This is a genomic window from Microbacterium sp. LWH11-1.2 (assembly GCF_038397745.1).
Classification (GTDB): Bacteria; Actinomycetota; Actinomycetes; order Actinomycetales; family Microbacteriaceae; genus Microbacterium.
In genome coordinates, this window is the sequence record NZ_CP151636.1 from 2,360,539 (window position 1) to 2,378,227 (window position 17,689).

The following is a 17,689-nucleotide window of genomic DNA, read 5'->3' on the forward strand; positions in this document are numbered from 1 at the left end:
GGCTCTACTGCTCGCGCAGCTTGACCAGGCGCTCGTGGCCCGTCTCCTCGAGCTCCGCGATGTCGTCGCGGGACTTGAGGAAGTCGGAGAAAGATCGGTAGCCGAGAGCCTTCTCGCTGAACGACGGATCCATGCGGCGCATGTGCGTCTTGACCGCCGAGCTGTGCAGCCATTCGTCGGCGTCGGTCTTGTCGTGCCCGAGGCGCAGCGCACGCTCCAGCAGCTGCGTCGCCTCGCCCTGCTCGTCGACCTTGGGCTCCTCGACCTTGGCCACCGCCGTCTTGGACTTGGCCCTGCGCGGCGCCTTCGCCTTGGGCGCGTCTGCCGGGGCTTCTGCGGCGGGCTCGACGGTCTCCGCGACCTGCGGGGCGACGGCCGGAGCGGGCTTCGCCGGACGAACGACGCCGGGGAGCGAGTCGTAGGCCTCGAACTCGTCGCAGGCCGCGGCCAGCGACTTGGCGGTGGAGCCGGCGACGCCGACCCCGATCACGTAGCGTCCGAGCCGCTTGCAGCGCTGTGCGAGCGGCACGTAGTCGCTGTCGCCCGCGACGATCACGACGTGCGTGAGGTCGGGGAGGCGGAACATGTCCTCGACGGCATCGACCGCGAGACGGATGTCGGCGCCGTTCTTGGCGTATGCCGCCGCCGGGAAGAGCTGCACGAGGTCGACCGCGCGGGCGACGAGCTGGGAGCGGTACTCGGCGTTGACGGGCGACGACCAGTCGGCGTACGCCCTCGTGAGCACGAGGGTGCCGAAGGAGGCGGCGTAGTCGATGATCGCGCCGACCTCGATCATGGCCCGGCTGAGCCGCTCGGCGACATCGGGATCGTTCGGGTTCTCGGTGATCCGCTGGCGGTCCTTGCCATAGGCGTTGCGACCGTGGACGCGGTCGTACCAGGAGATGACGATGTTGTCGAAGTCGAGGTAGACCGCGACGCGGGCGTTCGTGGGCTCAGCCACGGTCGGACTCCTCGTGCGGGTAGCGCACGCCGATCTGGGAGCGGATCTCGTCGAGGGTCCCCATGATCGCCACGGTCTCGGAGATCGGGAGCAGATCGCCCGCGATGTTCCCCTCGGCCACGAGCCGTTCGGCCGCGAGCGCCTCGAACTGCATGCCGCGCCCTTCGATGTCGGAGGCGTACTCCTCGTGGACGGTGCCGTCCGGCAGCACGACGCGGAACGACGTGGGGGCGTACCAGACGTGGTCGATGTCGATGCGCGCGGCCGTGCCGACGATGCTCGCCGTGTTCGGGCCGGCGGCGCGGGAGGACGAGAGGGTGGTCGAGATCGCCCCGCCCTCGTGCGTCATGACCGTCGCGACCTCGGCATCCGCCCCGGTTTCGATCAGACGCCCGACGGCGCGGATGCTGGTGGGCGCCCCGAGGATGTCGTGGACGAACGAGATCGGGTAGATGCCCAGGTCGAGCAGGGCGCCGCCGCCGAGCTCGAGCGCGTTGAGCCGGTGCGCGGGATCGGAGGGCAGCAGCTGGGTGTGGTCGGCGGTCACGGCCCGGATCTCGCCGAGCGTGCCCTCGGCGATGATCTCGCGGATGCGGATCATGTGCGGCAGATACCGCGTCCACATGGCCTCCGTGACGAGCAGCCCCTTCTCGGCGGCCAGCCGCTGCAGGTCCTCGGCCTCGGCGCGATTCAGCGTGAACGCCTTCTCGGCGATGACGTGCTTGCCGTGCTCGAGCAGCAGGCGGGCGTTCTCATGGTGCATCGGATGCGGAGTCGAGACGTAGACGATGTCGACATCCGGGTCCGACGCGAGAGCCTCGTAGGAGGGATGCGCGTGCGGGATGTCGAAGCGGCTCGCGAAGGCGTCGGCCGATTCCTGCGAGCGCGAGCCGACGGCCACCAGGTCGAGTCCTGCGGTGCGCAGATCGGATGCGAACGAGGCGGCGATACCGCCGGTTGCGAGGATTCCCCAACGAAGACCAGTCATCGTCTCAGCGTAGACGGTGCTGTCGGTGTGACGGACTGTGACATCGCGTGACGCCCGGCATCGACGGCATGGCAGCGGCGCGCTCGCCGAATCTACGGTGGCGATCATGACCGGACCTCTCATCATCGGCGCCATGGTGCGCACACTCGGCGCGTACCCGTCGGGGTGGCGGCAGCCGGGAGCGCACCGCGACCCGGCGGGCGACGCCGACATCCTCCGCCGCATCGCGAGGGAGGGAGAGGATGCCGGCCTCGACTACCTCTTCTTCGGGGACTGGCTGGCGACCGGACCCGACCTGGAGTTCCGCGATCCGTACCTGCTCGCCCGCATCGATCCGGTCAGCGCGGTGCTGTTCCTCGCCGGCATCACCTCGCGGATCGGGCTCATCGCCACGGTCAACACGACCTACGCCGACCCGTACACGACCGCCCGGTCGCTCGCATCGCTCGACGTGCTCTCCGGGGGCCGTGCCGGGATCAATCTCGTGACCGGCGCCGAGCCGCGCGCCGCGGGCAACCACGGCCGCGACGCGCACGCCGACAACGAGACGCGCTACGACCGCGCCGAGGAGTTCGTCACGGCGCTGCGGCGGCTGTGGGACTCGTGGAGCGACGACGCCTGGATCGCGGATGCCGCGCGCGGCGTGCTCATCGACCCCGAGGGTCTTCGGGCCGCCGATCTGGAGGGCGAGCGGGTGCGGGTCACCGGTCCGTTGAACGTCGCCCGCCCGCCGCAGGGACAGATCCCCATCGTGCACGCCGGCACCTCGCCGCGATCGCGCGCTCTCGCGGCCACGGAGGCCGACCTCGCGCTCATCGCCGCGCCGAGCCTGGCCGACGCGATCGCCACCCGGGAGGGATTGCGAGCCATCGCCGCGGAGGCGGGACGCTCACCGGAGACGCTGAAGGTGATCGCCCCCGTGCTCCCGGTCGTCGCCGACACGGATGCCGCGGCGCACCGCATCGTGGAGCGCCTGCTGGCGCTCGTGCCGCTGGCAGAGGGGCATCAGGCCGCTCGCACGGCTTTCCCGACGAACCGGACCGTCGATGCGCTCGCCGATGCGCTCGGCGTCGCCGCGGACGATCCGCTCCGCGCCGCCGACTTCGACCAGCCGGTGAGCGTCGATGACGCCGCTCGGCTGGGGGAGCGCGGCGCCGCTCTCGTCGAGAGGGTGTCGCGCATCGCTGGCGTCGGCGTCTCGACCGGAGACCCGCTCACCTGGCGGCACCTCGTCGCCGCGCACGCCGTGCCCGCCGCCTTCGTGGTGGGCGACGCGCACGCGATCGCCGATCACTTCGAGACCTGGCGCGACGAGGGCGCGGCCGACGGCTTCAACGTGCTGTCGGCATTCCAGCCGGCGCAGTTCGAGGCGTTCACGCGCCTGGCCGCCCCCGAACTGCGCCGTCGCGGACTGCTCTCCGACGCCGACGACCGCGCCGGCGCGGCGCTTCGCGATCGCCTGCGTGTGACCTCCCGTGTCGACGCGTGACCGGACGTTTCGTCTCGCGACGGTCGGTGTCCGGCGCTTCGCCGCGCGGCATCCGTCTTCCCTAGCGTGATCCTCACCTCGCACCCCTGAATCACCCGCCGCACTCGTGCACCCGAAGCCCAGGAGGCATCTCCCATGAACCGCCGTCTCATCCGCGCAGCCGCCGTGGCGCTCCCGCTCGTCCTCGCGACGAGCCTCGCCGCCTGCGCCTCCTCGCCGGCCCCGGCCAACGCGCCCGCCGCGGGGAGCGACCCCGTCACCGGCGGCACGCTCACCTACCTCGAGCACCAGACGTACACGAACCTGTACCCGCCGCAGGCCGGCTTCTACCCGAATGGCGGCGTCGTCAACAACATCGCCGCCCGGCTCACCTGGCAGAACCCGGAGTCGCTCGAGATCGAGCCGTGGATCGCCACCGACTGGACCGTGAACGACGACGCGACCGAGTACACGTTCAACCTGAAGTCCGACGTCACCTTCTCGGACGGCACCCCGCTCGACGCCGCGGCCGTCGCGAAGAACTTCGACACCTACGGGCTCGGCGTCGCCGACCGCGGGCTCACGATCTCCGAGGCGATCAACAACTACGCCAGCAGCGAGGTCGTCGACGAGGACACCGTCACGTTCCGCTTCTCGGCACCCGCGCCCGGGTTCCTGCAGGCCACCTCGACGATCAACTCGGGGCTCCTCTCGCCTGCGACGCTCGACGGCACGATCGAGGACTTCGGCGCCGGCAACGCCGAGGACATCATCGGCTCCGGCCCCTTCACGGTGACCGACGAGAAGCTCGGCACCGAGTACACGCTCACGGCACGCGACGACTACGCCTGGGCGCCGGAGAGCGCGGAGAACCAGGGGCGCCCCTACGTGGACGCCGTGCACGTGCTCGTCACGCCGGAGGACTCCGTGCGCATCGGCTCGCTGCTCGCCGGTCAGGCCGACTACGTCCGCTACGTGCAGGCCTTCGACGAGGACCGGGTCGAGAGCGCGGGCTTCACCCTCTACGCGCCGCAGACCCGCGGTGTGAACAACGCGATCAGCCTGCGTCCCAGCAACCCGCTGCTCACCGACATCCGCGTCCGCCAGGCGCTGGTGGCCGCGGTCGACGCGCAGGAGGTCGTCGACACCCTCTTCACCGAGAACTACCCGGTCGCGAAGTCGGTCCTGTCGTCCGAGGCCCTCGGCTTCAAGGACGAGTCGGAGCACTACGCCTTCGACCCCGACAGGGCCGAAGAGCTGCTCGACGAGGCGGGATGGAAGCCGGGAGCCGACGGGATCCGCGAGAAGGACGGCGAGCGCCTCGCCTTCACGGTGTACGAGGCCAAGCCGCAGCCCCTCTCGAAGCAGACGCTCGAGCTCGTCGCCCAGCAGCTGGCGAAGGTCGGCGTCGAGCTGACGGTCAAGCCCGGCGATGCCGGAAGCGCGGCCGAGGACAACCGCGACCCGCTCACGACCGGCTTCTACCACTCGATGGTCGGCCGTGCGGACCTCGACGTGATCAAGAGCCAGTACTTCACGAAGAACCGCGACACGCTCATCTCGAACGACGCCGAGCTCGACGCTCTGCTGCTCGCCGTGGCATCCGAGCCCGATCCCGAGAAGCGCGTCGCCGCCTCCCAGGCCGTGCAGGACTACATCGCCGAGCAGGCGTATGTGATCCCGCTGTTCGAGGAGCCGCAGGTCTACGGCGCGGCGACCTACGTGCAGGGCGTGGCCTTCGAGTCGGTGGGTCGTCCGACCTTCTCCGGCGTGTGGCTCGCCGAGCACTGATGAGCACGGACTGATGGGCACGGTGCACCGATGAGCTTCGTCCTCCGACGAGCCGGGCAGGCCGCGATCGTTCTGATCGCGGCCTTCACGGCCACCTTCTTCCTGCTGCAGCTGCTTCCGGGCGATGCGATCCTGATCAAGTTCTCGGACCCGAGCCTCGGGCTCTCACCCGATCAGCTCGACAGCATCCGTGCGACCTACGGCGCGGACCTGCCGTGGTGGCAGCAGTATCTGCACGCGGGCCTGGGCTTCCTGGCCGGGGACTTCGGGTACTCGACGCAGTTCGGCACTCCCGTGCTCACGATGCTCGGCGAGGCGCTGCCGTCGACGCTGCTCCTCGCCTTCCTCGGCCTGGTCGTGGCGCTCGTGATCGCGGTGCTCGTCGCCGGGCTCTCATCGCTCGCGCGCTTCGCCTGGCTGCGTGACGGTCTGCGGCAGATCCCCGGGCTTTTCGTCGCGGTGCCGGTCTTCTGGCTCGGCATCCTGCTCATCCAGGTGTTCTCCTTCGGCCTCGGCTGGGTGCCGATCGTCGGCGCCGATCCGGTCTCGGGGCTCGTCCTCCCGGTCCTCACGCTCGCGGTGCCGATCTCGGCACCGCTCGCGCAGGTGCTCGTGCGCAGCATCGATCAGGTGCAGGCCCAGCCGTTCATCACGGTGGTGCGGGCCAAGGGCGCACCCCCGATCTGGGTCCTCACCCGCTCGGTCGCCCGGAACGCGGCCGTGCCGACGCTCACGATCGCGGGCGTCCTGTTCGGCGAGCTCGTCGGCGGCGCGGTGGTGACGGAGACCGTGTTCGGTCGCACCGGGGTCGGCCGGCTCACCGAGCAGGCCGTGGCGAACCAGGACATCCCGGTGCTGCAGGGCGTGGTGCTGCTGTCGGCGCTGGGCTTCGTGCTCATCAGCTTCGCGGTCGACCTCGTGACGCCGCTCATCGACCCGCGCCAGCGGAGCGTCGCGAGGGCGACGGCACCGCGCGCCCTGCAGGAGGTCCCGGCATGACCGTCCCCGTTCTCACGACTCTTCCCGTCCCGGTCGCCCCCGAACCCGAGGAGGATGCCGTCGCCCCGGCATCCGTCCGCCCCGCGAGGCCGCTGCGGGCGCTGCCGTGGGGTCTGTACCTGGCGATCTCGGTCGTCGTGCTGGCCGTGCTCTGGGCCGTGATCCCCGGGGTCTTCGCGCCGGGCGACCCGCTCACCGGAGCCCCCGCCGACAAGCTGCTGCCTCCGAGCGCCGCCCACTGGTTCGGCACGGACACCCTCGGTCGCGATCTGTTCGGCCGCGTCGTCCACGGCGCGGTGCACTCGCTCTCCGGCGCGCTCATCGCCGTGACCGTCGGCCTCGGCCTCGGCACCCTGATCGGCGCGGTCGCCGGCGCCGTCGGCGGCATCCTCGACGACGTGCTGATGAGGGTCGTCGACGTGCTGCTCGCGATCCCCGGCCTGCTGCTGTCGCTCTCGGTGATCATCCTGCTCGGCTTCGGAACGGTGAACGCCGCGCTCGCGGTCGGTCTGGGCAGCGTCGCGGCCTTCGCGCGCCTCATGCGCGCCGAGGTCGCCAGGGTGCGTCGCACCGAGTACGTCGAGGCGGCGTACGGCAGCGGTGCCACCTTCTTCTCGGTGCTCCGCCGGCATGTGCTCCCGAACTCGCTCACGCCCATCGTGGCGCTCGCCGCCCTGCAGTTCGGCACGGCGATCCTCGCGATCTCGACGCTCGGCTTCCTCGGCTACGGCGCGCCGCCGCCCACTCCCGAATGGGGACTCCTGATCGCCGAGGGGCGCAACTACATCGGGACGGCGTGGTGGCTCACAGCCCTCCCGGGTCTCGTCGTGGTCGCCGTGGTGCTCAGCGCCAACCGCATCAGCCACCGACTCGGAAGGAGCACCCGATGAGCGTCCTCGCAGCGACCGATCTGCGGATCTCGTACGCCGGACGCGAGGTCGTGCACGGCGTCTCGTTCGACATCCAGGAGGGCGAGACGCTCGCGCTCGTCGGCGAATCCGGATCCGGCAAGTCCACCACCGCGCACGCTCTCCTGGGGCTCCTGCCGCAAGGCGGGCGTGTGGACGGCGGCAGCGTGCGGCTCGGCGATCTCGACATCTCCGGCTGGTCGGACCGTGCTCTGCGCGGCATCCGGGGGCCGGAGATCGGTCTCGTGCCGCAGGATCCGACGACCTCGCTCGACCCGGTGCGTCCCATCGGCGCGCAGGTCGAGGAGATCCTGCGCCTGCACGGGCATCGGGACGGCAGGGCCCGCCGCGCCAGGGTCATCGAGCTGCTCGACCGCGTCGGCATCGACGATCCCGACCTCCGCGCCCGTCAGTATCCGCATGAGCTCTCCGGCGGAATGCGGCAGCGCGTGCTGATCGCCACCGCGATCGCGCTGGGACCCCGGCTGCTGATCGCCGACGAGCCGACGAGCGCCCTCGACGCCACGGTGCAGCGCAAGGTCCTCGACCTGCTCGACGAGCTGCGCCGCGATGAGGGCACCAGCATCCTGCTCGTGACGCACGACCTCGGCGTCGCCGCCGACCGCGCAGGACGGCTGGTCGTGCTGAAGGACGGCCGGATCGTCGAACAGGGCGCGAGCGAGGACGTGCTCGCCGCTCCGTCCGACGCCTACACGAAGCAGCTCCTCGCCGATGCTCCCGCGTTCACGACGGGCTTCCGCCGTCCGGACGCACCGCCGTTCCTCCGCGATGCGGCCGCGGTCGCGGCCGAGAACCCCTACGCGATCGTGGCCGAGGGGCTCGTGAAGGAGTTCCGGGTCGGCGGACGCGAGCGGTTCCGTGCCGTGGACGACGTGTCGTTCCGTGTGCGCAAGGGCACGACGCATGCGCTCGTGGGGGAGTCCGGCTCGGGGAAGACCACGACCGCCCGGCTCGTCACGCGCTTCCAGCAGCCGGATGCCGGCACGATCGAGATCGCGGGCGACGATGTGACGCGGGCGTCGCGCGAGCACCTGCGGGCGCTGCGCCGCCGCATCCAGCTCGTGTACCAGAACCCCTTCGCGTCGCTCGATCCGCGCCAGCAGATCGCGGACATCGTCGCCGAGCCGCTGCGGAACTTCCGCCAGGGTTCGCGAGCCGACCAGCGTGCACGTGCGCTCGCGCTGATCGACCGGGTCTCGCTGCCCGCCGACGTCGCGCGACGCACTCCGCAGGAGCTGTCCGGCGGGCAGCGCCAGCGCGTGGCGATCGCTCGCGCCCTCGCGATCGACCCGGAGATCGTCGTCCTCGACGAGGCGGTGTCGGCGCTCGACGTGACTGTGCAGGCGCGCATCCTCGAGCTGCTCACCTCGCTGCAGGCCGAGCTCGGCCTCACCTACCTGTTCATCTCGCACGACCTCGCCGTCGTGCGCCGGATCAGCCACACGGTCTCGGTCATGCGCCGCGGCCGGATCGTGGAGGAGGGCCCGACCGAAGAGCTGTTCCACGACCCGCAGCACGACTACACCCGGGAGCTGCTGGCTGCGGTGCCCGGTCGAACGGAGATCCCCGCATGACCGCCCCCACCGTCGCGTTCTTCACCCGTCTGCTCGACGACGCCTCGCCCGCGGAGCGCTACGCCCTCGCGGCCGCGCAGATCCAGCAGGCCGAGAGCGTCGGCATCGGACGGGCATGGGTCGCGCAGCACCACTTCCGCGCGGCGGAGGGCGGTCTCCCCTCGCCCCTGGTGTTCCTCGCGAGCATCGCGGCCCGCACCTCGCGCATCCGGCTGGGGACGGGAGTGATCACCCTGCCGCTGGAGGATCCGGTGCGCGTGGCCGAAGACGCCGTGGTCGCCGACCTGCTGTCCGACGGACGGATCGACCTGGGGCTCGGCAGCGGCGGCACGCCATCGTCGTTCGTGCCCTTCGGGGAGGACGTGCGCGACAAGGCGCCGACCTATGATCGCAAGCTCGCGGTGCTGCTCGACGCGCTGAACGGCCGCGACATCGGCGCCGGCAACACGCTCTACCCGGATGCCGCTGACCTCTCCGACCGTGTCTGGCAGGCCACCTTCTCGGCTCCGGGCGGCCACCGCGCCGGCATCCACGGGCACGGACTGCTGCTCTCTCGCACGCAGCCCCGCCGCGACGACGCCCTGCATGCGCCGCTGTCGGCGCTGCAGGATCCGATCATCGACGCGTACCTCGAGGCTCTTCCCGAGGGGTCGACGCCGCGCATCACCGCCTCTCGCACCGTGTTCGTCGCCGATGACCGGGCCGAGGCGCTGCGCTTCGCCGAGGTCGGGCTGCGGCGGGCGGCCGAGGGGTTCCGCCGACAGGGTCAGACGATCCCCGGCGACAGCATCGACGAGCTGATCGTCGCGCTCGACACGCACCTCGGCACGCCGGAGGAGGTGGCGGAGTCGCTCGCCGCCGACACCACCCTCGCCCGCGCGACGGAGATCGCGTTCCAGGTCCACTCGGTCGACGCCCCGCACGACCACGTGCTGCGTTCGATCGAGCTCTTCGCCGAGCAGGTCGCGCCCGCGCTCGGCTACGCACTCACCGACACCATCAAGGAGAAGGCATGACGCACGACATCGTCGATCAGATCGCGGGGGTGACGCCGGCGCTCGATGCACTGCGTCGTCGTCGCCCCGTCACCAGGGAGCAGCTGCAGGCGAGCTTCGACGCGCTGTTCCGTCCCGTCTCGGACGAGCACGTCTCGCAGGCGGAGCGCGAGCTCGTCGCCGCGTTCGCCACCCGACTCGCCGGCAGCTCCGACGCGACAGGGACGTTCTACGCCGACCGCGCGCTCGCCGCCGACCCGCATCGCGCGGCCGTCGTGCTGGCAGAGGCGTCGGACGCCGCGGTCGAGGGACCGTTCGGCGCGTACACCGAGCGCGGCCTGCAGAGCGAGAGCACAGAGGGCGAGCGCTACACGCCGTCGGATGCCGCGGCCGAGGCGCTCGGCAGCCGGGTCGCCGCGGCTCTGGCGCACACGCATCTGCTGGTGTTCCGTCCGCGGGAGGCGTCGTCGGCCGACATCGGTCGACTGCTCGCCGCCGGGTGGTCGGCCGACGGCATCGTCACGCTGTCGCAGCTGGTCTCCTTCCTGGCTTTCCAGCAGCGGGTCATCACGGGGCTCCGGGTGCTCGCCGCCGCCGGTCTCCGGTCGACCGCGCAGACCGATTCCGAGGAGGAGGCAGCTTGACCGTCGACCAGAGCGTGCTCACGCACGACGCCCCGCACCCGCACGCCTTCACCCGTGGCGAAGTCGGCTGGCTGCCGCACCTCTCGCCGCTGGCCGAGGACGAGCTCACCGAGCGCCACTACGACGGACTCGTCGATGCGGCCCGGGCCAAAAACGACTACTTCCGTCTGCTCGCCCGTGACCCCGAGATCCTGAAGGCGCGGACGCTCGTCGACAAGGACATCTTCTACAACGTCGCCGAGGGTCTTCCTCGGGCCGAGCGCGAGCTCGCGGCGACGGCGGCCTCGCGTCGCAACGGGTGCGTGTTCTGCGCCTCGGTGCACGCGCGCTTCGCGGCCCACCACGGCAAGCGCGTCGACGATGTCGACCGCCTGCTCGACGAGGGCGTGGAGGCGGACCTCGGCGAGCGGTGGAACGCCGTCGTCGCGGCATCCGTCGCCCTCACCGACACGCCCGGCGCCTTCGGGGAGGCCGAGATCGCGCGGCTCCGTGCGGCCGGCCTCGACGACCTGGAGATCGCCGACGTCATCCACGGTGCGGCCTTCTTCAACTGGGCGAACCGGCTGATGCTGTCGATCGGACGGCCGGTCGCCCCGGCGTGACGCGCGAGCCTCGGCCTAGGGGACGAGGATGATCTTGCCCGGGGCGGCGCCGGATTCCATGAGCTCATGGGCCTGCGCCGCTTCGGCGAGCGGAAGCTCCGGGCCGAGCTCGATCGTGAAGTCGCCGGCCGCGAGCAGCTCGACGGTCTTCGGGAGCGCCTCGGCACGCCAGGCGAGCTCCTCGTCGGTCAGGGGCACGGGGGAGCCCCCGGAGAACGCGCGGATGCCGAACGACGCGGCATCCGGCCCCCGCACGATCGTCGCGATCCGGTCCCGGTCCGCGACGAGGGCGAGAGAGGTCTCGATCGCCTCGTCGGTGCCCGCGCAGTCCAGGACGACCGTGACCGGAGCAGGTGCGGCCTCTCGCACGCGCTCCAGGAGGCCCGCGTCGTAGGAGATCGGGATGGCTCCGAGCTCGCGCAGCTGATCGTGGCGCGCGGGGCTCGCGGTGGCGATCACCGTCGCGCCCCAGGCCACGGCGAACTGCACGGCGGCCTGCCCCACGGCGCCGGAGCCGGCGTGGACGAGCAGCACGTCGCCATCGGTCACGCCGAGCGATCGCAGCGCCTGGTAGGCGGTGCCCGCAGGGATGCCGATCGCCGCTCCCTCGGCCGCGGTCACGGCATCCGGAAGGGCGACGAGCTTCCCGGTCGGGATCGCCAGCGCCGAGGCGTAGGTGCCGAGCGCATCACGGATCGCGACTCGGTCGCCGACCGCGAAGTCGTCGACCCCTTCGCCGAGGACCTCGACGACGCCTGCGCCGTCGAAGCCGACCGGCCGCGGCTCGGTGATGTCCGGCGACGGGCGCTTGCGGCTGCGCAGCTTCGCGTCGATCGGGTTCACACCGGCGGCCTCGATCCGCACGACCACCTCGCCGCGTGCTGCGACGGGGTCGGGGACCTCGATCTGGTGAAGGACTGCGGGGGATCCGAACTCGGTGTAGACGATCGCGCGTGCCATGGATTCAGGGTACTCGCCGCGTTTCGTCTCGCTGGCGCTCGCTCAACGACCGTTGCCGGCGAGTGCCTTCATGATGCGCTGCGGCGAGACCGCCTGCGCGGTGCCGAGGCGCTGCGCGAACACGCTGATCCGGTACTCCTCCAGGAGCCAGCGCACCTCGAACAGAGCGGGCGCGGCATCCGCGGCGAGGGGGGTCGTGCCGCCCGCGTCCTCGAAGGCCTTCGCCATCCGCTCGAACTCCGTCATGCGAGCGCGGTCCTTGCCCGGCTCGTTCGTCAGGGTCTTCAGGCGGTCGAGCATGCCCTCGAGATAGCGCGGGAAGTGCGCGAGCCGCTCGACGCCGGCCGCCGAGACGAATCCCGGGTGCAGCAGGCCCGACAACTGCGTGCGGATGTCGTTCAGCGGCCCGAGGAGCGCGAGGGAGTTCTGCGCCTTGATCCCGCGCTCGACCTCCCTGGCCTTCGTCAGGACGCGGGCGACCAGCGAGACGCAGGCGAACAGGTCGTCGACGAGAGAGGCGGAGACGGCGTCGCGCACGCGGGTGAACTCCGACTCGCTGCGCACGATCCCGCTGCCGTCGGTCGCCGCATCGATCACCCGTCGCGCGACCGCCGCCCGGCAGTCCTCGATCAGGGCGGCCGCGGTCTGGTACGGCGACGCCGCCAGCGCGAGCTTCTCCTGGCTGGTGAGGTGCTCCTGCACGTAGGACGAGGGAGAGGGGACGCCGAGCAGGACCAGTCGCAGCACCCCGGCGCGGGTCGCCGCCGCCGCGGCATCCGCCGTCGACTCGACGCGCACCGACACGGTCTTGCCCTGGTCGACGATCGCCGGATAGCCGCGCACCACGCCGCCCGCCACGCGCGTGTCGAGCACCTCGGGGAGATCTCCGACGGTCCAGGCCGTGAGGCCGGTCTGCTCGATCTTCGGGGCTGGATCGCTCGATACCCTCAGCGGTCCGGAAGTGCGCGGAGGGGCGGCGATCGATCGGGCGACACTGCTGCGGGCCCGATCGGAGAGCTGCGTCTGCAGGGCGCGCAGGTCGCGGTCCGATCCGGCGACCCGGCCCCGTTCGTCGACGGCACGGAAGTTCATCCGCAGGTGTGCGGGGACGCGTTGGTCCTCGAAGTCCTTCGCCGTGACGAGCTGGTTGGCCAGCGGCTGGATCAGTCGCGCGAGCGCCTCCTTGAGCGTGCGCGGCGGCAGGCCGCCGTGGTTCTCCGGGCCCTGGTCCGCGAGCTCGGCCCCGAACTTCTCTGCCCAGTCCGCGGCGGGGACGACGTGACGGCGGATCGCCTTGGGCAGGGCGCGCAGGAGGCCGGTGACCAGCTCGGCGCGGAGGCCCGGCACCTGCCAGTCGAAGCCGCGGTCCTCGATCTGCGCGAGCAGGGGAAGGGGCACGACCACGCTCACGCCGTCGTCGGCGGCTCCGGGCTCGAACCGGTACGCGAGACCGAGCACCTGATCGCCCTGGTTCCAGCGCGTCGGGAACTCGCTCTGATCGGCTCGGGCCTCGTCGTCGAGCAGATCGGCCTCGCGCATGACCAGAAGCTTCGGTGTAGCCTGCAGCGCCTCGCGCCACCAGGCCTCGAAGGAGCGCACGTCGAACACCTCAGGCGGGATCCGCTCGTCGTAGAAGCGGAAGACGGCCTCATCGCCGGCGAGGATGTCGCGGCGCCGCTCCCGCTCCTCGAGCTTCTCCAGACGCTTGCGGAGTTCGGCGTTGCTGCGCCAGAACGCACTGACCCGCTTGTCGATGCGCGTCGGATCCCATTCGCCCTCGACGAGCGCGTGTCGCACGAAGAGCTCGCGCGACGCCGCCCGGTCGATGCGCGCGAACTGCACGCGACGTCGGGGGATGATCTCGACGCCGAACAGCGTGACCTTCTCGAAGGCGACGGCGGCACCGGCATCCTTCGACCAGTGCGGCTCGGTGACCTGCCGCTTGGCGAGGTCGCCGGCGAGGGGCTCGGCCCACGCCGGATCGATCGCGGCCACCGTGCGCGCGAACGTGCGCGATGTCTCGACGATCTCCGCCGCCATCACCGCCTGCGGGCTCTTCTTGCGCAGCCCGGAGCCGGGGAAGATCGAGAAGCGGATGCCGCGGGCGCCGCGGTACTCGGCGATGCGCCGCCCCTTCGGCTCCTTGGCGGGGGAGTGGGACTTGCCCGCCGGTGCGGTGCGCTCGTCGAGGATGCCGATCTGCGAGAGCAGTCCCGACAGCAGTGCGCGGTGGATCGCGTCCGGATCGGAAGCGCCCTGCGAGGTCCCTGAGCCCTTCCTCGCGTCCTTGACCAGGGTGCTCAACTGGCGGTGCACGTCGAACCACTCGCGCACGCGCACGTAGTTGAGGTGCTCGGAGCGGCAGAGGCGGCGGAAAGCGCTCGATCCGAGCTCGCGCTGCTGCTCCCGCAGGTGGTTCCAGAGGTTGAGGAGCGTGAGGAAGTCGCTCGTCGGGTCGACGAAGCGCGCGTGCAGGCGGTCGGCCTCCTCGCGTCGCTCCTCCGGGCGCTCCCTGACGTCCTGGATCGTCAGACCCGACACGATCGGCAGGACGTCGTGCACGACCTGGGTCCCTGAGCCTGTCGAAGGGCGCCCCGCCTCGATCAGCATCCGTGCGAATCGCGGGTCGATCGGCATGCGGGAGATCTCGCGGCCGACGCGCGTGAGGTGAGGGGAATCGTCGCGCCGCGACGGCTCCACCGCGCCGAGCTCGGTGAGCAGGTCGAAGGCGGCCTTCACGCCCCGCGAGTCCGGCGGGGTGAGGAACGGGAAGGCGGTGATGTCGCCGAAGCCGAGCGACAGCATCTGCAGGATGACCGAGGCCAGCGAGGTGCGCAGGATCTCGGGTTCGGTGAACTCCGGACGCTTCTCGAAGTCCTCCTCCGCGTACAGGCGGATGGCGATGCCGTCGCTCGTCCGTCCGGCGCGACCCGAGCGCTGATTCGCCGAGGCCTGCGAGATCGCCTCGATCGGGAGCTGCTGCACCTTGGAGCGGTTGCTGTAGCGCGAGATGCGGGCCGTGCCGGTGTCGATCACGTACCGGATGCCGGGAACCGTGAGGCTCGTCTCGGCGACGTTCGTGGCGAGGATCACCCGGCGGCGCACGCCCGCCACGCGGCTGCGCTCGAAGACCCGGTGCTGTTCGGCCGCCGACAGGCGTCCGTAGAGGGGGAGGACCTCGGTCGGGGAGCGATCCTTCGCGTAGGCGCCGCGCACGGCGTCCGCGGCGTCCCGGATCTCGGCCTCGCCCGGCAGGAAGACGAGCACGTCGCCGGGCTCCTCGCGGTCGAGTTCGCGGAGGGCCGCGACGATCGCCGACACCTCGTCCTCTTCCTCGGTCTCGTCGGTCTGCGCGCGGTAGCGGATCTCGACGGGATACGTGCGGCCGGAGACCTCGATGATCGGCGCGGGGGCGCCGCCCTCCGGGGCGAAGTGCTTCGCGAAGCTCTCCGGATCGATCGTCGCGGAGGTGATGATCACCTTGAGATCGGGACGCTCGGGCAGGATGCGCACCAGGTATCCGATCAGGAAGTCGACGTTGAGCGAGCGCTCGTGCGCCTCGTCGATGATGATCGTGTCGTAGCGGGTGAGCAGCCGATCGCGATGGATCTCGTTGAGGAGGATGCCGTCGGTCATCAGCGCGACGCGGGTCTCGTCGGACACCTTGTCGGTGAAGCGCACCTTGTAGCCGACGAGCGTGCCCAGCTCGACCTGGAGCTCCTCCGCCACGCGCTCGGCGATCGTGCGGGCGGCCAGACGTCGCGGCTGAGTGTGCGCGATACGGGTGCGGCCGAGCTCGAGCGCGATCTTCGGCAGCTGCGTCGTCTTGCCCGATCCGGTCGCGCCGGCGACGATGACGACCTGGTTGTCGCGGATGGCGTCGGCGATCTCCTCCCTGGCCGCGCTGACGGGCAGCTCCGGGGGATAGGAGATGAGGGGGAGGGACGCAGACATAGCCCTCCATCGTATGACGGATCATGGATGCCATTGCCTTGCAAAGCACTTTGAGATACAAAGTAAGTATGACGACACGGAGATGGGCGATCGGACTGCCGGTGCTGCGGGTCGCTCTCGTCGCGGCGGCATCCGTCTCGGTCTGGCTCGTCGCCCGGATCGATGAGGTCGACCTCGCCTTCCCGCCGCCGCCGATGCTCGCGGTCGTCGCGATGCTCCCCGTCAACGTGGTCTGCCTCCTGCTCGTCGCGCGGCTGCTGCGACGCGAGGGGCGTACCGTCCGGGAGCTCCTCGGCTATGAGCCGCGGCGCCTCGGACGCGACCTCCTCTGGGGGCTGCTGTGGCTCGTGGTGATGTATCTGCCGTTCGTCGCCACGATCATGCTCGTCGTCTGGCTGCAGTACGGCAGCGAGATCTTCGTCCGGATGGAGACGATCTTCTTCGACCCGGCAAGCATCCCGGCTCTCGATCCCGTCACCTGGAGCGTCATCGCGGTCGTCGGGGTGCTCAGCTTCGCGCCGCTGAACGCCCCGGTCGAGGAACTCGTGTATCGCGGCTACGCCCAGGGCGAGCTCGACAGGCGCTGGCCGACGACCCTCGCGATCCTCGTGCCCGCGGCGCTCTTCGCCACGCAGCACATCTGGTACGCGCCCACACCCGCAGCAGTGCTCGCGTTCGTCTGCGCCTTCTTCGTGTGGGGCGCGGGATCCGGGCTCATCTATCGGCGTCAGCGCCGGCTGATGCCCCTGGTCCTCGCGCACGGGCTGGTCAACCTGTTCTTCACCCTTCCCGTGCTCGTCTTCGTCATGATGGGCCTGCCCGTGAACGGAGCCGTCTGATGGTCGAGTCGTCGAACCCTGAGGAAGAGGCGCTCGCGCCGGCGGAGATGCTCGCGCTGATGCAGGCCCAACAGCGCAGCATGGAGGGTCGGATCGCGGCCTTCGTGCCCGTGCTGCTCACCGCGTGGGGCGTCGCGTGGCTCGTCGGTCTCGGATCGCTGTGGTCGATCGACGGGATGCGTCCTGGTCTCACCGTGCCGCCGGTCGTGGCCCTCACGATCGCCGTGGCGCTGATCGTCGGCGCGATCGTCCTCTCGGCGGTGCTGGGCGCTCGTTCGGGACGCGGCATGCGCCGTGACGCGGCGACGGCGTTCCCGGCGATCGTCTACGGCTGCACCTGGAGCGTCGGCACCGTCGCGATCGTCGTCCTCGGGCTCGGCCTGCTCGCGAACGGCATGGACGCCGCGCTCGCGCGCATCTTCTTCCCCACGGCGCTCGTGCTTTTCGCCGGGCTCATGTTCGTCGTGGGGGCCGCCGTCTGGCGAGCGGTGCCGATGCTGATCCTCGGCGGGTGGATCGTCGTGGTCGCCGCGGCGGCGCCGTTCTTCGGGTACCCCGCCGTCCTCCTGGTGCTGGCCGTCGGCGGCGGATTCGGCTTCCTCGTTCTGGCGGTGCTGTCGTTCCGCCACCTCGCCCGACTGCGCCGTCCCCTGGCAGGAGCACGCCGTGGTTGAGCTCGACCCGGTGATCCATGCCGCCGCGCGGCTGCGGATCACCGCGGCGCTCGCGACGCTGGAACCCGCCGACAGCATCGCGTTCCCGCGCCTGCAGGAGCTGCTCGACATGACGGCGGGCAACCTCTCCACGCATCTGCGCAAGCTGGAGGATGCCGGCTACGTCACGGTCGAGAAGACGCATCGGGGACGGACGCCGGTCACCTACCTCGCGCTCACTCCGCGGGGGAGGCGGGCGTTCGAGGCCTACACCGAGGCGCTGCGCGCCGTGCTGGGCGGGTGACCTCCGCACCCCATCCACAGTGCAGGGC

At 71.1% G+C, this 17,689-nt stretch carries 15 protein-coding genes; 11 read left to right on the forward strand and 4 right to left on the reverse strand.

The window, feature by feature from the left end; translation table 11 throughout:
* Window positions 1-4: 4 nt before the first annotated feature.
* Together MRBLWH11_RS11455 and MRBLWH11_RS11460 are read right to left on the reverse strand one after the other, a co-directional pair.
* Window positions 5-961, reverse strand: coding sequence for an NYN domain-containing protein (locus tag MRBLWH11_RS11455; protein WP_341944959.1), 957 nt, complete (start codon window positions 959-961; stop codon window positions 5-7).
* On the reverse strand, window positions 954-1,949 hold the full coding sequence (locus MRBLWH11_RS11460) for a Gfo/Idh/MocA family oxidoreductase (protein WP_341944960.1): 996 nt from the start codon (window positions 1,947-1,949) through the stop codon (window positions 954-956). The genes MRBLWH11_RS11455 and MRBLWH11_RS11460 overlap by 8 nt, the downstream gene beginning before the upstream one ends.
* A gap of 106 nt (window positions 1,950-2,055) precedes the next feature.
* Here MRBLWH11_RS11460 and MRBLWH11_RS11465 point away from each other — a divergent pair, with 106 nt between their 5' ends.
* From MRBLWH11_RS11465 to MRBLWH11_RS11500, 8 genes are all read left to right on the forward strand, one after another.
* Window positions 2,056-3,438, forward strand: a complete 1,383-nt coding sequence (locus MRBLWH11_RS11465) for an NtaA/DmoA family FMN-dependent monooxygenase (protein WP_341944961.1) — start codon at window positions 2,056-2,058, stop codon at window positions 3,436-3,438.
* A gap of 135 nt (window positions 3,439-3,573) precedes the next feature.
* Window positions 3,574-5,208, forward strand: a complete 1,635-nt coding sequence (locus MRBLWH11_RS11470) for a TIGR04028 family ABC transporter substrate-binding protein (RefSeq protein WP_341944962.1) — start codon at window positions 3,574-3,576, stop codon at window positions 5,206-5,208.
* A gap of 30 nt (window positions 5,209-5,238) precedes the next feature.
* Window positions 5,239-6,207: an ABC transporter permease gene (locus tag MRBLWH11_RS11475; RefSeq protein ID WP_116637000.1), complete on the forward strand. Its 969-nt coding sequence runs from the start codon at window positions 5,239-5,241 to the stop codon at window positions 6,205-6,207.
* On the forward strand, window positions 6,204-7,097 hold the full coding sequence (locus MRBLWH11_RS11480; RefSeq protein ID WP_341944963.1) for an ABC transporter permease: 894 nt from the start codon (window positions 6,204-6,206) through the stop codon (window positions 7,095-7,097). The genes MRBLWH11_RS11475 and MRBLWH11_RS11480 overlap by 4 nt, the downstream gene beginning before the upstream one ends.
* Entirely contained in the window at window positions 7,094-8,710 is a 1,617-nt protein-coding gene (locus tag MRBLWH11_RS11485) for an ABC transporter ATP-binding protein (RefSeq protein ID WP_341944964.1), read from the forward strand. Before MRBLWH11_RS11480 ends, MRBLWH11_RS11485 begins: the two co-directional genes overlap by 4 nt.
* Window positions 8,707-9,726 carry a putative FMN-dependent luciferase-like monooxygenase gene (locus tag MRBLWH11_RS11490; protein ID WP_341944965.1) on the forward strand — a complete coding sequence of 340 codons (1,020 nt, stop codon included), beginning with the start codon at window positions 8,707-8,709 and terminating at the stop codon, window positions 9,724-9,726. Before MRBLWH11_RS11485 ends, MRBLWH11_RS11490 begins: the two co-directional genes overlap by 4 nt.
* A complete protein-coding gene (locus MRBLWH11_RS11495; protein ID WP_341944966.1) occupies window positions 9,723-10,349 on the forward strand; it encodes a CMD domain protein in 627 nt (208 codons plus the stop codon). The genes MRBLWH11_RS11490 and MRBLWH11_RS11495 overlap by 4 nt, the downstream gene beginning before the upstream one ends.
* The gene (locus MRBLWH11_RS11500; protein ID WP_341944967.1) at window positions 10,346-10,951 is read left to right on the forward strand and encodes an alkylhydroperoxidase domain protein; all 606 of its coding nucleotides are present in this window, start codon (window positions 10,346-10,348) and stop codon (window positions 10,949-10,951) included. The genes MRBLWH11_RS11495 and MRBLWH11_RS11500 overlap by 4 nt, the downstream gene beginning before the upstream one ends.
* Window positions 10,952-10,966: 15 nt before the next feature.
* Here MRBLWH11_RS11500 and MRBLWH11_RS11505 read toward each other — a convergent pair whose 3' ends face one another.
* Together MRBLWH11_RS11505 and hrpA are read right to left on the reverse strand one after the other, a co-directional pair.
* On the reverse strand, window positions 10,967-11,911 hold the full coding sequence (locus MRBLWH11_RS11505) for an NADP-dependent oxidoreductase (protein ID WP_341944968.1): 945 nt from the start codon (window positions 11,909-11,911) through the stop codon (window positions 10,967-10,969).
* A 42-nt stretch (window positions 11,912-11,953) separates the two neighbouring features.
* Complete coding sequence (gene hrpA, locus MRBLWH11_RS11510; protein WP_341944969.1) at window positions 11,954-15,865, reverse strand: ATP-dependent RNA helicase HrpA; 3,912 nt, start codon at window positions 15,863-15,865, stop codon at window positions 11,954-11,956.
* A gap of 68 nt (window positions 15,866-15,933) precedes the next feature.
* Here hrpA and MRBLWH11_RS11515 point away from each other — a divergent pair, with 68 nt between their 5' ends.
* Genes MRBLWH11_RS11515 through MRBLWH11_RS11525 form a run of 3 tightly spaced genes read left to right on the forward strand, consistent with a single transcriptional unit; the run spans window position 15,934 to window position 17,661 of the window.
* Complete coding sequence (locus tag MRBLWH11_RS11515; RefSeq protein WP_341944970.1) at window positions 15,934-16,704, forward strand: CPBP family intramembrane glutamic endopeptidase; 771 nt, start codon at window positions 15,934-15,936, stop codon at window positions 16,702-16,704.
* A complete protein-coding gene (locus MRBLWH11_RS11520) occupies window positions 16,704-17,378 on the forward strand; it encodes a hypothetical protein (protein ID WP_341944971.1) in 675 nt (224 codons plus the stop codon). Before MRBLWH11_RS11515 ends, MRBLWH11_RS11520 begins: the two co-directional genes overlap by 1 nt.
* On the forward strand, window positions 17,371-17,661 hold the full coding sequence (locus MRBLWH11_RS11525; RefSeq protein WP_341944972.1) for a transcriptional regulator: 291 nt from the start codon (window positions 17,371-17,373) through the stop codon (window positions 17,659-17,661). Before MRBLWH11_RS11520 ends, MRBLWH11_RS11525 begins: the two co-directional genes overlap by 8 nt.
* The last annotated feature ends 28 nt before the right edge of the window (window positions 17,662-17,689 follow it).